The 15,143-nt window shown below is 65.4% G+C and carries 15 protein-coding genes; 8 read left to right on the forward strand and 7 right to left on the reverse strand.

What is annotated here, in order from left to right; all coding sequences use genetic code 11:
- Positions 1 to 268: 268 nt before the first annotated feature.
- From ACVIGB_RS09005 to ACVIGB_RS09025, 5 genes are all read left to right on the forward strand, one after another.
- Entirely contained in the window at positions 269 to 895 is a 627-nt protein-coding gene (locus ACVIGB_RS09005; RefSeq protein WP_456722931.1) for an HAD family hydrolase, read from the forward strand.
- A 23-nt stretch (positions 896 to 918) separates the two neighbouring features.
- On the forward strand, positions 919 to 2,130 hold the full coding sequence (locus tag ACVIGB_RS09010) for a molybdopterin molybdotransferase MoeA (protein ID WP_456722930.1): 1,212 nt from the start codon (positions 919 to 921) through the stop codon (positions 2,128 to 2,130).
- Between the two features lie 231 nt (positions 2,131 to 2,361).
- A complete protein-coding gene (gene lexA, locus ACVIGB_RS09015; protein ID WP_092114589.1) occupies positions 2,362 to 3,066 on the forward strand; it encodes a transcriptional repressor LexA in 705 nt (234 codons plus the stop codon).
- A gap of 256 nt (positions 3,067 to 3,322) precedes the next feature.
- Entirely contained in the window at positions 3,323 to 3,751 is a 429-nt protein-coding gene (locus ACVIGB_RS09020; protein WP_092114590.1) for a hypothetical protein, read from the forward strand.
- Positions 3,752 to 3,896: 145 nt separating this feature from the next.
- Positions 3,897 to 4,124: a hypothetical protein gene (locus ACVIGB_RS09025; protein ID WP_092114591.1), complete on the forward strand. Its 228-nt coding sequence runs from the start codon at positions 3,897 to 3,899 to the stop codon at positions 4,122 to 4,124.
- Here the strand turns inward: ACVIGB_RS09025 and ACVIGB_RS09030 are convergent.
- Positions 4,121 to 6,406, reverse strand: a complete 2,286-nt coding sequence (locus ACVIGB_RS09030) for a ComEC/Rec2 family competence protein (RefSeq protein ID WP_456722929.1) — start codon at positions 6,404 to 6,406, stop codon at positions 4,121 to 4,123. The two genes, ACVIGB_RS09025 and ACVIGB_RS09030, sit on opposite strands and share 4 nt — an antisense overlap.
- Positions 6,407 to 6,512: 106 nt before the next feature.
- Positions 6,513 to 6,989 carry an L-2-amino-thiazoline-4-carboxylic acid hydrolase gene (locus tag ACVIGB_RS09035; RefSeq protein ID WP_092114593.1) on the reverse strand — a complete coding sequence of 159 codons (477 nt, stop codon included), beginning with the start codon at positions 6,987 to 6,989 and terminating at the stop codon, positions 6,513 to 6,515.
- A gap of 140 nt (positions 6,990 to 7,129) precedes the next feature.
- Between ACVIGB_RS09035 and ACVIGB_RS09040 the strand changes: the two genes are divergently transcribed.
- Entirely contained in the window at positions 7,130 to 7,738 is a 609-nt protein-coding gene (locus tag ACVIGB_RS09040) for a LysR family transcriptional regulator (RefSeq protein WP_456722928.1), read from the forward strand.
- Positions 7,739 to 7,896: 158 nt separating this feature from the next.
- Here the strand turns inward: ACVIGB_RS09040 and ACVIGB_RS09045 are convergent, their stop codons facing one another.
- Both ACVIGB_RS09045 and ACVIGB_RS09050 read right to left on the reverse strand, forming a co-directional pair.
- The gene (locus ACVIGB_RS09045) at positions 7,897 to 8,283 is read right to left on the reverse strand and encodes a YybH family protein (RefSeq protein WP_456722927.1); all 387 of its coding nucleotides are present in this window, start codon (positions 8,281 to 8,283) and stop codon (positions 7,897 to 7,899) included.
- 35 nt (positions 8,284 to 8,318) lie between these two features.
- The gene (locus ACVIGB_RS09050; RefSeq protein ID WP_456722926.1) at positions 8,319 to 9,998 is read right to left on the reverse strand and encodes a glutamine--tRNA ligase/YqeY domain fusion protein; all 1,680 of its coding nucleotides are present in this window, start codon (positions 9,996 to 9,998) and stop codon (positions 8,319 to 8,321) included.
- A 179-nt stretch (positions 9,999 to 10,177) separates the two neighbouring features.
- Between ACVIGB_RS09050 and gltX the strand changes: the two genes are divergently transcribed.
- Positions 10,178 to 11,599: a glutamate--tRNA ligase gene (gene gltX / locus ACVIGB_RS09055; protein WP_456722925.1), complete on the forward strand. Its 1,422-nt coding sequence runs from the start codon at positions 10,178 to 10,180 to the stop codon at positions 11,597 to 11,599.
- Between the two features lie 160 nt (positions 11,600 to 11,759).
- Complete coding sequence (gene gltA / locus ACVIGB_RS09060; RefSeq protein ID WP_456722924.1) at positions 11,760 to 13,061, forward strand: citrate synthase; 1,302 nt, start codon at positions 11,760 to 11,762, stop codon at positions 13,059 to 13,061.
- Between the two features lie 32 nt (positions 13,062 to 13,093).
- Here the strand turns inward: gltA and ACVIGB_RS09065 are convergent, their stop codons facing one another.
- The 3 genes from ACVIGB_RS09065 to ACVIGB_RS09075 form a co-directional block, all read right to left on the reverse strand.
- On the reverse strand, positions 13,094 to 13,429 hold the full coding sequence (locus ACVIGB_RS09065) for an ArsR/SmtB family transcription factor (protein WP_456722923.1): 336 nt from the start codon (positions 13,427 to 13,429) through the stop codon (positions 13,094 to 13,096).
- A 5-nt stretch (positions 13,430 to 13,434) separates the two neighbouring features.
- Positions 13,435 to 14,091 carry an SRPBCC family protein gene (locus tag ACVIGB_RS09070; RefSeq protein WP_456722922.1) on the reverse strand — a complete coding sequence of 219 codons (657 nt, stop codon included), beginning with the start codon at positions 14,089 to 14,091 and terminating at the stop codon, positions 13,435 to 13,437.
- A gap of 564 nt (positions 14,092 to 14,655) precedes the next feature.
- Positions 14,656 to 15,027, reverse strand: a complete 372-nt coding sequence (locus tag ACVIGB_RS09075; protein WP_456722921.1) for a DUF1330 domain-containing protein — start codon at positions 15,025 to 15,027, stop codon at positions 14,656 to 14,658.
- Positions 15,028 to 15,143 lie beyond the last annotated feature (116 nt).

A 15,143-nucleotide genomic window follows, 5' to 3' on the forward strand; every position in this document is an offset into this window, starting at 1 on the left:
CGTCACCCTGAGGAGCCGCGGAGCGGCGTCTCGAACGGTCGACGGCCCGACTGTGGCCGTACATCCTTCGAGGCTCGCTCCGCTCGCACCTCCAGCGACAAAGGCGAAGCCTTTGCGCGGGGATGACGGTGCCTGCACTGACGCAAAAAGTTAGCCTCACGATGACGTCACTTCACGGAGGATCGCGCCCTACGCCTTCGTCGCATGCCTGCCGCACAAATCGGGGACATTGCCGCCCGCCCGCAATTCTCGTACACGGTTTCACGCAATGACCTCGCAACTCTCCCCCGATTCCGTCGACGTGCTGCTGTTCGATATCGGCCGCGTCGTGCTCGACATCGACTTCGAGAAGGTGATGGCGTACTGGGCGCAGCATGCCGGCTGCGCGCCGGCCGACCTCGCCACGCGCTTTGTCGTCGACGACAGCTTCAGGCATCACGAGATCGGCCGGATCGACGATGCGGCGTTCTTCGCAAACCTGCGCCGGACGCTCGGCATCAACCTCACCGATGCGCAGTTCCTCGAAGGCTGGAATGCGATCTTCACCGGCGAGATGCCGGGGATTGCCCCCCTGCTCGCCACCGCCGCCAGGCGGATGCCGCTCTACGCCTTCTCCAACACCAATCCGGCCCACGTCGCGCATTTCTCGGTCACCCATGCCGAGCTGCTCGGCCATTTCCGCACCGTCTTCCTGTCCTCGACGATCGGGTTTCGGAAACCCGACGCCGAGGCCTACGATCATGTGGTAAAAGCCATCGGCGTGCCGGCGTCGCGGATCCTGTTCTTCGACGACCTGGCTGCCAATATCGAAGGCGCGCGGGCGCGCGGCCTTCATGCCATCCACGTGACATCGACGGATGACGTGGCAAGGGCTCTGACCGCACTTGGTATGTGATTAGGAATTGAGGAGCTCTGAGCGTGGCCCTGATGCCGGTTGCCGATGCCCTGTCCGCCGTCCTCGCCGGCGCCGAACCGCTGCCGGAGGAGATGGTCGCGCTCGATGCCGCCTACCATCGCACCCTGGCGCGCGACCTCGCCGCCCGGCGCACCCAGCCGCCGCAGCCGATGTCGGCGATGGACGGCTATGCCGTGCGCGCGGCCGACGCTGGTGATCTGACGGCCCGGCTCAAAGTGATCGGCGAAGTCGCCGCCGGCCGGCCGTTCGAGCGGATGGTCGGCGCCGGCGAAGCGGTGCGGATCTTCACCGGCGGTGTGATCCCCAATGGCGCCGACGCCGTCATCATCCAGGAAGACACCGCCATCGACGGCGACCACATCACGATCACGGAGGCCGCAACCGCCGGACGGCACATCCGCCCGGCCGGCGTCGACTTCCGTGCGGGCGACGTGCTGCTCTATGCCGGCAGCCGCCTCTCCGATCGCGCGCTGTCGCTGGCGGCCGCCATGAACTATCCGGACCTCGCGGTGCGCTGCCGTCCGAAGGTCGCGGTGCTGGCGACCGGCGACGAGCTGGTGATGCCGGGCTCGACGCCCGGCCCCGGCCAGATCGTCTATTCCAACGGCTATGCGCTGCGGGCACTGGCGCGCGCCGAAGGTGCCGAGACCGTCGATCTCGGGGTTGCCGCCGACACGGTGGAAGCCACCACCGCCGGCATCCGCCGGGCGCGCGAGACCGGTGCCGACATCCTGATCACGACCGGCGGCGCCTCGGTCGGCGACCACGACCTGGTCAAGCAGTCGCTGGAGGCCGAGGGCGTCGAGATGGCGTTCTGGCGGATCGCGATGCGGCCCGGCAAACCGATGATGCATGGCCGGCTCGGCGCGATGCGGGTGATCGGCCTGCCCGGCAATCCGGTGTCCTCCTATGTCTGCGCCTTCCTGTTTCTGGTGCCGTTGATTCGGGCGCTGAGCGGCCGAAAAGCGATTCACCATCGCCGCGCGAGCGCATTGCTCGGCCGCGACCTCGCCGCCAACGACCAGCGCGAGGACTATCTGCGCGCACGCCTCGAGGAGCGCGAGGACGGCACGCTGATCGCAACGCCTGTCACGCAGCAGGACTCGTCGCTGCTCGGGAATCTCGCTGCGGCACGGGCACTTCTCGTGCGCCCGCCGTTTGCGCCTGCCGCCGTCAAAGGCAGCGAATGCGAGATCCTGACGCTGCCCGAGTGACGGCGCAGACCGCATCGCTTGAGCGCTCGCCGGATGCGTTCACCGGAAATTAAGTGGTTGCGGAACACATATCGAACATATAGTGTCCGTTCATGATTTGTTTCGAGTACTGGTGTGTACAAATGGGAGGCCGCGAGGGAGCGCTTGTGATGAGCACCCTGCTCCTGAGGTCTGGCCCCGCCTGAAAAGTCTCGGAATCGAACGACGCTACCAACCGGGGGAATACTCGAGATGCTCACGCGCAAACAGTACGAACTTCTGCGTTTCATCAATGAACGTCTGAAAGAGGCCGGCGTACCGCCCTCCTTCGACGAGATGAAGGATGCGCTCGACCTGCGCTCGAAGTCCGGAATCCACCGCCTGATCACTGCACTGGAGGAGCGCGGCTTCATCCGCCGCCTGCCCAACCGCGCCCGCGCCATCGAGGTCATCAAGCTGCCTGAGCTCTCGGCCGGCGGCGGCAACGGCCGCCGCGGCTTCACGCCGAGCGTCATCGAAGGCACCCTCGGCAAGCGCACCAGTTCGCCGCCGATCGCCGAGGACGACGGCAACCGTCCGGTCGCGGTCCCCGTGATGGGCCGGATCGCCGCCGGCACGCCGATCGAGGCGCTGCAGACCCGCAGCCACACCATCAGCGTGCCGCCCGACATGCTCGGCTCCGGCGAGCACTATGCGCTGGAAGTGCGCGGCGACTCGATGGTCGACGCCGGCATCCTCGACGGCGACATGGCGCTGATCCAGCGCAACGACGTCGCCAACACCGGCGACATCGTGGTGGCGCTGATCGACGAGGAGGAAGCCACCCTGAAGCGCTTCCGCCGCCGCGGCGCGTCGATCGCGCTGGAGCCGGCCAATACCGCCTATGAAGTGCGCATCCTGCCGCCGAACCGGGTCCGCATCCAGGGCAAGCTGATCGGCCTCTATCGCAAATACTGAATTTCAAATACTTGCGGCGGCGGGGAACGAGCAACACATCGGATCGTTCTTTGGATGATAACGTGACGTGCTGTTTGCCCGATGCGCTCCGATACCTCTCACGCAGCGTCGCGTGTTTGTGATCGGGGGCGTTGGGCGACCAGTCGTACAATCGCCCAGAAACGAGGAGACACTCGTTCGCTATCGTCCACTCTGGTAGAGGCCCAATGCCTCAAGGAGAGGCACGGGTCGCTACCTCGAACAGAGGAGCCATCCGATGTGTGACTATAGTCTGCACGCCGTGGCGTCGCGCCCCGCCATTGTTGGAGAGACGCTGATCACCACGACTTTCCGCGGCACGTCGACCCGCGGCTTTGCTTCGGAGACCGATCCCACTGTCGCGGTCTGCATGCTGCCGGGCACCGAGCTCGCTTTCGCCGAGAACGTTCGCTACGACAGCCGCTGGATCTGGACCAAGACGATGAACTTCCGCGTCGGCGTGTTCAACGAAGTCGAGCCCGACGTTCCCGATCGCCATCATGACGCGGTCGAATTCCCCGACGGCAGCCATGTGCTGGTGACCCAGCTCGTCGAGGGACAACGCGTCAGCGTGCTGCAATTGCCGGCACTGCATCCGCCGGTCGAGCAGAAGCCGAAGGTTGTGGAGCGGCGCCCCTCCGCATTTGCGTCGCTGTTTTTGGGTTGAACGCATCGTCGCCGCGGAATGAGTTGTTCGGCGGCGGGTGACCTAAGCGATTTCGAGCGACCCCGGACGCCGGGTTCCGGGGCGCAGCTGGAGAATTGCGTCGGCGCGCGCCTTGGCGCATCATCGGGCACGGAGGACGTGCGTGGTGGTCGACAAGGTCACATGGCAAAAGGCCGGACGCGTCACGGAGCCGGGCCGCTACATGTTCCGGTTCGGCTGGCTGACGGTGACGGCTGACGATCTGAAGGTCTGGGAGCAATTCCCCGAGGCTTCCTTCACCCTCGTCAAGAAGCCCGACGCCGGCCCCGACTCCGACGAATACCATCTCGGCCTGTTCGAGCTGCCGACCGGCCCCTCGCCCGACAACGGCTAATCTTCGCCCTGCAAATCGGTCTCAGCCGGCGTCGCATCGACAGCGGGCCGCGGCGCGCTGGCGGGTGTGCGTAGCGTCGTCTCGCTCTCGCCGTCGCCGGGAACCGCCGGCGACCACGGCCGGTCGATCCCGCCAGGCTTGACCGCATCGATGGCGTAGCCGTCCCTGATGCGCCGCAGCACCAGCGCGCCGTGGCGCCGCAACCGCTCGGCATCGATCACCGAGGCCGCGCAGTCCCGCGGTGCCGGCCGCGCGGTCACGATCAGCGCCGCACGCTCGCAATCGTCGGCCAATGCCTCCGGCCGGCTCGCCAGCGCGACGAAGGCGCCGCCAGGACCTTGCGTCACGCAGCCGCTCGGATCGCAAGAGACACCCTCGCCGAGCGAGGAATCCGTGGCAGTCCGCGCGTCGGCATCCGCCGCCAGCCACTCCTTGACGAGGAAGGCGTCCTTCGCGCTGTGCATCAGATGCAGCCGCCCGTCGCCGCCCCGCACCGCAACGTTGCGTCCGTCGGCGGAGACCAGCACGTCCGGCTGCGGCACCCACAGCGCCCAGACCGAGGCCACCACCAACAGCACCGCGCCCGACCAGCGCAGCGGCGTGCGCAACAGCCCGAGCAGGATGAGGCCGGCGCTTGCCACGACCATCGGCCCGATGCCGAACGCCGCCATCCGGCCGACTGCGCCCGGCAGCGCCGCAACCCATTGCGTCACCAGGATCATCCAGTCGATGCCGAACCCCATAATCGCCCAGAACACGCCGTCGAAGCCGAACGGCATCGCGAGCAGCCCGAGCGGGCCGGCCGGCATCACGACCGCCGACACCACCGGCATCGCCGCGAGGTTCGCCAGCAGCCCGTAGGGCGTCACGCGATGGAAGTGGAATGCGGCGTAGGGCGTGGTCGCGAGCCCCGCCACCAGCGAGGCCAGCATCAGCATCGTGAGCTCACGCCCGCCCCACAGGGCAACCCGCGCGGTCGCCGAATGATCGGGCGACGCCAGCAGGTTCGGCAGCCCGATCTGCACCAGCGCCACCAGCCCGAGCGTCGCCGCAAACGACATCTGGAAGCTCGGATGCACCAGCGCTTCCGGCGCGATCGCGAGCACGATCAGCGCCGCCACCGCCAGCGTGCGGAAGGTGATCGCGCGGCGGTCGACGATCACCGCGATCAGCACCACGGCCGTCATGAAGAACGACCGCTGGGTCGCGACCTCCGCTCCCGACAGCAGGAGGTAGAACGCCGCCGCGACGAGCGCGGCCGCCGCCGCCCATTTCTTGATCGGGTGTCCAGCCGTCAGCACCGGAAACAGCGCAAGCAGCGCCCGGATCGTGAAGAACACGACGCCCGCGACCACGGCCATGTGGTAGCCGGAGATCGACAGCACATGGCCGAGCCCCGAGATGAACATCGCATCGTTGACCGGCGTCGTGATCGCATCGCGCCGCCCCGTCAGCAGCGCCGTTGCGATCGCGCGCTGATCCCCATCGAGCGTGGTGCGGATGCGCGCGTCGATGGCGTCGCGCAGACCCTGCATGAAGGCGGCATAACGCAGCGCGAGGCCACCGGCCGCCGGTGGCTCCCTGGTCTTCACCGCGCCCATCACGAAGCCGGAGGCGCCGATACCCTGGAAATAGAGGTCGCGGCCGAAATCGTAGGAGCCCGGTCGCTGCGGCCCGAGCGGCGGCATCAGCCGCGCCTTCAATTCGACAAAGCTACCGACCTCTGGCGCGGTGCCCTTCTTGACCGAGAGCCTGACGCGCTCGAGTTTCGGCACCTCGCGCTGGCTTTCCATCGACATGACGCGCAGCACGAAGCGGTCGGTCTTCTCCCTGACGTCGCGTGTCTCGACGAAACCGGTGAGCGCCACGGAAAATATCGGCCGCGCCAGCACGCCATGGGCGATCCGCGCGGTCTTCCATGTCGCCGTCGCAAAGCCCGCCGCGACCGCGGCCAGCATCACCACCGCGGGAAACACGCTGCGCCGCCGCAGCAGCAGTGCCAGCAGGCAGAGCGCGATTGCGACGGTCGCCGCGACCGACAGCACCGGCTCGTGCTCGGCCGCGAAATAGAATGCAATGCCGGTGCCGAACGCCACCGGCACCCACGGCAGCAGCCGCCCGGCTCCCGTTTCCGCGCGCGCCCACTGCCGGAGTGTCTCGACGAAAGGCCGCCAGATGCTGGCCCGCGCCGGGATATAGCCGCCGGCTGGCGCAGCCGCGCGCGGCGGCCACGTCCCCGCGTAGCCGCGTCTGCCGCCCGGCGTCGTGCCCTGCTCCGCCATTCCGCTCGCGATCCCTGCCGGGCGGCAGGCTAGCGGAAGCCCCCGTTGGCCGCCTAGCAGAACACAACCGGAACACGAAGGTATCCGGCAGCACGAGCTCCGGCTGCTACGGGGTCTTGCGAAAGCGGAAATCGCAACACGAAGCCCCCTCCATCAAGGTCTGGGAACGGGAGAGCTGCAGGCCCTCGTCGAAGCCCGCGAGCATGGCATGGTCGCGCTTGCAGTGAACCTCGTAGCCGATGTCGGCGAGACCGAGATCCTTGTAGAACTCGGCATAGCCGCAGCGCTTCACGTTGAAAGCAAACTGCTGCTCCGACTGGTCCAGGATCTGGACCTCCATGGCGCCGCCGGCCGCCCACAATTCATCTACAATCCGCCTCAACGACCCGATGCCCTGTCCATAGGTGGCGGCCCATGTTGCGCCATCCTCGGCCGCGAGCCGGCGTATCGTGGCATCGACGAGCTCTCGCGTGGCATCGTCGCCGAGCTTGTCGCGCAGCGTCTGGATGAAGGGGATCAGAACGCGGCCCTCGATCTTGCGCCGCTGCAAATGACTGATGGCCACGTCGTGAGTGTCGGGCATGGATGCTCTCCCTGGCAGAAACCGATCGGGCTATTTCTGCGGGAGCGGACCGGCCGGATCAAACCAATCCTCCTCGGCCGTTGACTTAGAAAATCTATCCCTGAAAACTGCGGCTCGACAGAACCTGAGAAGTGCCGACAATGAGCTACCGTCTCCCTCCCCTGAACGGACTGCGCGCCTTCGAGACGTCCGCGCGGCATTTGAGCTTCAAGCGCGCGGCCGACGAATTGTGCGTGACGCCCGGCGCCGTCAGCCAGCAGGTCAAGGCGTTGGAGACCGCGTTGGGGATCGCGCTGTTTCGGCGGCTGCCGCGCGGATTGCTGCTGACGACCGCCGGCGAAGAGTACCTGCCGTCGATCAGCCGCGCCTTCCGTGAGATATCGCATGCGACGCATCGCACAGCGCCCGCGCTTCGCGGCAGGCGGCTTCGGCTCGGCGTTGCACCGGTCATCCTGTCAAGGAAGTGCCCTGCGATCCAAGGTTTGACGCGGCAGGATCAACGGCAATTGCGCGTCAATCTCTCCGCGACCGGCGATCTCGGCGAACTGATCGACGGCAGGCTCGATGCCTTGCTGCGACCCACCATGCGATCGCATCCGGGACTGCATCTCGAACAGATTGAACTTCGCTCGCCGAAGGGCGTGACCGTGCCGGCCACCCTGCTCACGCTGCCGGGATTGGCCGGCTGCCTGGAGCACCGGGCGCTCGTCAAAATCCTGCAAGAGCAAAATGTGTCCGCCGAGACGTGATGCGAGCCGCGGCTAGAGCTTGCGGGCGGGGCGCGCTTGCATGATTTCGGAATAATGGAAGAATACCGTTGATTTGCCCGACGTGTCAAGTTGCCGTGTCGAACGCCGGCGGCCGCCGGCTACTTTGCATGGGGTTGTTTTCGATATTTTGGCAGCGCCTAGATCAGCGGTGTCTGCGACGAGACGTGATGGCAGGCGATCTTCCAGTCGCCGTCCTCGCGCGCGATCACCCAGGTGATCTTGACGGCCAGCGAGGGCGCATCGCCGTCGAGGAAGAACGACGCGATAGCCGCCATGTTGACGAGATCGGCATTCACCCGTTCGGTCCTGACGTCGCTGAACTGTACGCGCGGTGCGTGCCAGCGCGGTAGGCCGTCAAAGTAGGCTTTGACACCGTTGCGGCCGCGATAGAGCGTCGGGTTCGAGCCGAAGAAGAACGCGTGCTGCGAGTAGAGCGCAGCAAGCGTATCCGCATCGAGCATGCCGAAACCCGCGGACCATCGCCCGATGATGGCGGAGGCGATATCGTCGGCTTCGTCAGGCATCGATCGCCTCCGTCCGTTGGTCGCGCCGGATCACGCTAACCCTTGCCGCCGACTTCCTTGGCGAAGGTGTCGCGCAGGCCGATGGTGCGGTTGAACACCAGCCTGTCCGGCGCCGAATCCGCATCGCGCACGAAATAGCCCTGCCGCTCGAACTGCATCGCCTCAGGCGAATTGCCCTCGGCGATCGCTGGCTCGACCCGTGCATCGCTCAGCACTTCCAGCGACTGCGGATTGAGGTCGGCGGCGAAATCGGCGGCGTTCGGGCTCGGGTTGGCGAACAGCTGGTTGTAGATGCGGATCTCAGCCGGCTTCGACTGCGCCGCCGGCAACCAGTGCATCGTCGCCTTCACCTTGCGGCCATCGGGCGCGTTGCCGCCCTTGGTGGCGGGATCGTAGGTCGCGCGCAGCTCGACGATCTCGCCGGCGTCGTTCTTCACGACGCTGGTGCACTTGATGAAGTAGGCATAGCGCAGCCGCACCTCATTGCCCGGCGAGAGGCGGAAGAACTTCTTCGGCGGGTTCTCCATGAAGTCATCGCGCTCGATATAGAGCTCGCGGCCGAACGCGATCTTGCGGGTGCCGGCGTCCGGATTGTCGGGATGGTTGATCGCCTCGATCTCCTCGACCTGCCCTTCCGGATAGTTCTCGATCACCACCTTGAGCGGCCGCAGCACCGCCATGCGGCGCAGCGACGTGCGGTTCAGCTCCTCGCGGATGCAGAATTCGAGCATGCCGACATCGACCACGCTGTTGGCCTTGGCAACGCCGATGCGCTTGATGAACTCGCGCACCGCGGCCGGCGGCACACCGCGCCGCTTCAGGCCGGCGATGGTCGGCATCCGCGGATCGTCCCAGCCCGAGACATGGCCGTCACGGACGAGCTGGGTCAGCACGCGCTTGGACAGCAGCGTGTAGGTCAAATTGAGCCGCGCCATTTCGTACTGGCGCGGCTTCGATGGCACCGGCAGCTTGTCGAGCAGCCACTCATAGAGCGGGCGGTGATCCTCGAATTCCAGCGTGCAGATCGAATGGGTGATGCCCTCGATGGCGTCCGACTGGCCGTGCGCGTAGTCGTAGCTCGGATAGATCGACCATTTGTCGCCGGTGCGCGGATGGTGAGCGTGCAGGATGCGGTACAGCACGGGATCCCGCAGGTTGATGTTGCCGGCGGCCATGTCGATTTTGGCGCGCAGCACGCGGGCGCCGTTCGTGAACTCGCCGGCCTTCATGCGGCGGAACAGGTCGAGGTTCTCCTCGACTGTGCGGTCGCGGAACGGCGAGTTCTTGCCAGGCTCGGTCAAGGTGCCGCGGGAAGTGCGGATCTCCTCCTGCGACTGATCGTCGACATAGGCGTAGCCCGCCTTGATCAGGCCCTCGGCCCAATCGTACAGGCGCTCGAAATAGTCCGACGCAAAGAAGAGGTTCTTGCCCCAATCGTAGCCGAGCCAATGGACGTCGGCCTGGATCGAGTCGATGTACTCCTGCTCCTCCTTGGTCGGATTGGTGTCGTCGAAGCGCAAATTGCACTGGCCGCCGAACTCCTGCGCGATGCCGAAATTCAGGGCAATCGACTTGGCGTGGCCGATATGCAGGTAGCCGTTCGGCTCCGGCGGGAAGCGGGTCACGATCCGGTTGTGCTTGTGGGAGGAGAGATCGGCCTGGACGATGTCGCGGATGAAGTCGCGCCCTGCCTCTGCCGTCGTGTCAATCGTCATCAAAGGGTTCCCTGGAGGAGTCAGCTCAACCTTCTGCCAAATTCGCGCCGTCCGGCCAAGCCTGGTTTCAAAGTCTGGTTTCAAGCCTGGTTTGGCCGGCAAAAGGTCAGCCGGGGCTTTAGTTATGTTCGGTTCCTGATATACACCACCGCCCATTCCAGCATACGTCGCACTCGATCATGACCAATTCCGTCGTTACCCGCTTCGCCCCCTCGCCGACCGGCTTCCTCCACATCGGGGGTGCCCGCACCGCGCTGTTCAACTGGCTCTATGCCAGGAAGCTCGGCGGCAAGATGCTGCTCCGGATCGAGGACACCGACCGCGAACGCTCGACCAAGGAGGCGATCGACGCCATCCTGGACGGCCTGAAATGGCTCGAGCTCGATTGGGACGGCGACGTCATCTACCAGTTCAGCCGCGCCGCCCGCCATCGCGAGGTCGCCGAGGGCCTGCTCGCCGCCGGGCGCGCCTATTACTGCTACGCCACCCCGGAGGAGCTCACCGCGATGCGCGAGAAGGCGCGCGCCGAGGGCCGCACCCGCCTCTATGACGGCATGTGGCGGGACCGCGATCCGGCGACCGCGCCTTCCGACGTCAAGCCGACCATCCGCCTCAAGGCGCCGCAGACCGGCGAGACCGTGATCGAGGATCAGGTCCAGGGCCGCGTGGTCTGGCAGAACGAGAACCTCGACGACCTCGTCCTGCTGCGCGGCGACGGCACCCCGACCTACATGCTCGCGGTCGTGGTCGACGACCACGATATGAGCGTCACCCACATCATCCGCGGCGACGACCACCTGATCAACGCCGCGCGCCAGAAGCAGATCTACGACGCGCTGGAGTGGGAGCTGCCGAGCATGTCCCACATTCCGCTGATCCACGGACCCGACGGCTCGAAACTGTCGAAGCGCCATGGCGCGCTCGGCGTCGATGCCTATCGCGCGCTCGGCTATCTGCCGGCCGCCTTGCGCAACTACCTCGTCCGGCTCGGCTGGAGCCATGGCGACCAGGAGATCTTCTCGACCCAGGAGATGATCGACGCGTTCGATCTCTCGGGCGTCGGCCGCTCGGCGGCGCGGTTCGATTTCGCCAAGCTGGAGAACCTCAACGGCCACTACATCCGGCAGAGCGACGATCAATCCCTCGTGAGCCAATTCGAGAGCGTGCTGGATTATGTTCCTGAAGGCGCCGCGCTGAAGGCCAAGCTCAACGATACCACCCGCGCGCAATTGCTGCGGGCGATGCCGAGCCTGAAGGAGCGCGCCAAGACGCTGATCGAGCTGATCGCGGGCGCCTACTTCATTTTCGCCGATCGCCCGCTTGAGCTCGATCCGAAAGCGGCCGCGCTCCTCACACCGGAAACGCGCGCGTTGATCGGCCGGCTGCGCACCGCGCTGGAAGCCGTCAACGACTGGACGGCCGAAACCACCGAGACCGCCATGCGGAATTTCGCCGAGCAGAACAATCTGAAACTCGGCGCCGTCGCCCAGCCGCTGCGGGTGGCGCTGACGGGACGCACGACATCGCCGGGCATCTTCGACGTGCTGGCCGTCCTGGGACGCCAGGAGTGCCTTGCCCGTCTCGCCGATCAGGCGGCGTGATCCTGCATGGACCCCCTCCAGGGTCCATCTTGCAGCGCACATTGCAATGAGCTACCCATCGCCGGACGCTTTCTCCACAAGCCGTTCCGCCCCGCCATGGGCCGCAAATTAGCGACTGGGCAAGGTCGGTTTTCGCAACGATTTCATCGGGGATCTCACGATGGACGCAAAATCCAGCAAGACAGCCACACTCACCATTGGCAACAAGAACTACGATTTCCCGATCCTGAGCGGCACGGTTGGGCCTGATGTCATCGACATCGGCAAGCTCTACGGCCAAGCCGGGGTGTTCACCTACGACCCCGGCTTCACCTCGACCGGCAGCTGCCAGTCCAAGATCACCTATATCGACGGCGACGCCGGTATCCTCGAATACCGCGGCTACCCAATCGAGCAGCTCGCCGAGAACGGCGACTTCCTCGAAACCTGCTACCTGCTGCTCTACGGGGAGCTTCCGACCCCGGCGCAGAAGAAGGACTTCGACCATCGCGTGATCCACCACACCATGGTGCACGAGCAGATGGCGCGCTTCTTCCAGGGCTTCCGCCGCGACGCGCATCCGATGGCGATCATGGTTGCTGCGGTCGGCGCGCTCGCCGCGTTCTACCACGACTCCACAGACATCAACGATCCGAAGCAGCGGATGATCGCCTCGATGCGGATGATCGCGAAGGTGCCGACGCTGGCGGCGATGGCCTACAAATACACTATCGGCCAGCCCTTCGTGTATCCGAAGAACTCGCTGTCCTTCGCCGAGAACTTCCTGCAGATGTGCTTCGCGGTGCCGTGCGAGGAATACAAGATCAACCCGGTGCTCGCCGACGCGCTCGACAAGATCTTCATCCTGCATGCCGATCACGAGCAGAACGCATCGACCTCGACGGTGCGTATCGCCGGCTCCTCGGGCGCCAACCCGTTCGCCTGCATCGCGGCCGGCATCGCCTGCCTGTGGGGTCCGGCCCACGGCGGCGCCAACGAAGCCGCGCTCGCCATGCTGTCGTCGATCGGAACGGTCGACAAGATTCCCGACTTCATCGCCAGGGTGAAGGACAAGAACAGCGAAGTCCGCCTGATGGGCTTCGGTCACCGGGTCTACAAGAACTATGATCCACGCGCCAAGATCATGCAGAAGATGTGTCACGCGGTGCTGGCCGAGACCGGCCATGGCGATGACCCGATGCTGAAGGTTGCGCTCGAGCTCGAGAAGATCGCGCTCAGCGATCCCTACTTCATCGACCGCAAGCTCTACCCGAACGTCGACTTCTATTCGGGCATCACGCTGAAGGCGATGGGCTTCCCGACCTCGATGTTCACCGTGCTGTTCGCGGTCGCCCGCACCGTCGGCTGGATCAGCCAGTGGAGCGAGATGATCGAGGATCCGCAGCAGAAGATCGGCCGTCCGCGCCAGCTCTACACCGGCGTCGCGCGCCGCGACTATGTGACGATCGACAAGCGCAAGTAAGCTTCATCTCTGACAAGTTCGAGACGGCGCCATCATTCCTGATGGCGCCGTTTTCGTTTGCCGCGGGCGACTTCGGTCGCGAGCGCATCGAGACGCGGCAGCCAGAACGCCCTGAACCGGTCGAGCCAGTCGTCGACCTCGCGCAGCCGCTCCGGCTCCACGGCATAGATGCGGCGGGTGCCGTCAGCGCGCACCGACGCGAAACCGGCGTCGCGTAGGATCCGCAGCTGCTGCGAGACCGCCGATTGGGTGATGCCGAATTCGCGCTGCACGACGGCGACGACGTCGCCCGAACTGTGCTCGCCGGTCGCCAGCAATTCCAGGATGCGCCGGCGGACGGGATCGCCCAGGATGTCGAAGGCGTGCACGGTCGCTAGCCTCCACTCGGTTCAGGCTCGCCGCAATAGAACGCCGTCGTGTTGGCGCCGGCCCGGTGTGCCGCCGCCTCGTCCGTTCCCGCCTTAATCGAGGCCCTGCACCAGTCCGCGCTGCTGCGGCGGATGAAATCCTTGCCGTCCGCGGAGCCTGGCCATGCCTCCGCGGCCGCCCGGTCGAACTGCCCGCCAGGGCCTGCGGCGACATAGAGCGCAAGCCCGATCAAGGCGAGGTCCCAGCCGACACCGACCGCGCCGGGTCCGTAACGATCCCAGAAGTCCCCCTCGATCAGCGAAAGGTGCTCCAGCTCGAGCCGTGTGCCGCCGGCGGCATCGTCGGCCAAGGTCACGGTGACCCAGCTGACGGCACCCATCGCCTCCCAGGTCACCACGAGCCGGCGCGGCGGTTCGCACGTCGTGATTTCCCCGCCCGCCTGGCCCTGGAACTGATAGCGGCCGCCGAGCCTCAGATCGCCCGAGATCGGCAGGAACCAGCGCGGAATGCGCTCAGGATTGGTCAGCGCGTCCCAGAGATCAGCGATGTCGGTGTCGTAGCCGCGAGCCGCGATGACAGCCCGCGCCGGCTTGCCGTCGCGTTCCCGGACGGCGACTTCGCGAACAACAGCTCCGACATAGGCGACAGGATCGATCTTCATGCGAGGCTCCGTACCAATATTAGCTATCGCTAATATTAGTACGGCCTAAATCTCTGAAGCAAGCGGAACCGTTGCGGCAGTATGCCGCCCGCTGACGGGTACTGGCCGAAATAGGCCACTCGCCAAATCAAAACCGGCCACCCTCGGTGACGCCTCGTGACAGAGTCTAGTCAAGGCGAGGACGCTCCGGGAATCCGTCGGCTAGAGCCAGTCCGGCTCGTCGGTTGCCGTGATGTGTCCGTCGCATCCTTTGCAGCGATAGATGTTCCCCCAAGAACTACGCGTCGCTCAGGGCAATACTCAGCCGAAGCGCAACACTTCGCTGGAGGCGGTGGGCCCTCTATCCCGCGCGCAACGCTGCCTTTGCCGGAAGGGACGGTTGCGCTGCAAATCCCGAGCTGTCGGGGAAAAGTTGGAAAGCGCTGAAACTCTGGGTGGACTTAATTGTGTCTCTCGCTGAGCCGAGGGACACTCCAGCCGCGATCCAAACTGGATTCGATCTCGACAAAAAATGAAAGAGGCCGCCAACTGAGGCGGCCCCCAATGGCGCTTCTGGCGCGGGGGCTATTTCAGCAAGCCTTCGACGGCGAAAATGTGGAATGTGGCGTACTTGTCACCAATCTTGCGAGCTTCCTTGTACGCTGGCAAATCGTAAGCCGCCTTAGCTGCTTCCATACTATCGTAGAGCCGCACAGTGACGCGCGACTTCGCTGGTTCTCCGCTGATGGTAACCGGCTTTCCCGTGGCAAGCGCCTTGCCGAGATTCGCCTGAACGAGCGGTAGGAACTCCTTCGCGTAGGCGTCGGGGTTCGAAATGTCGATTTCCGCGATAACGTAGACAGCCGGCTTGGCTTGCGCGTGAAGGCCTTGAATTGCGAGCGCACCAACCGCAACGCCTGCGAGCATCGATAATGCCACTGTGTAGCGGGTTTTCATGACTTCCCCTCCATTGCCGCCGATGATCCGGCGGGAGGCAAGCAATGGTAAACTCAGATGTCCCGCGTGCCTGAGCAAAATTGCACACTCTGGAGACAGGCCACAGCCGATCTCAA

Source organism: Bradyrhizobium sp. USDA 4341, from assembly GCF_054063755.1.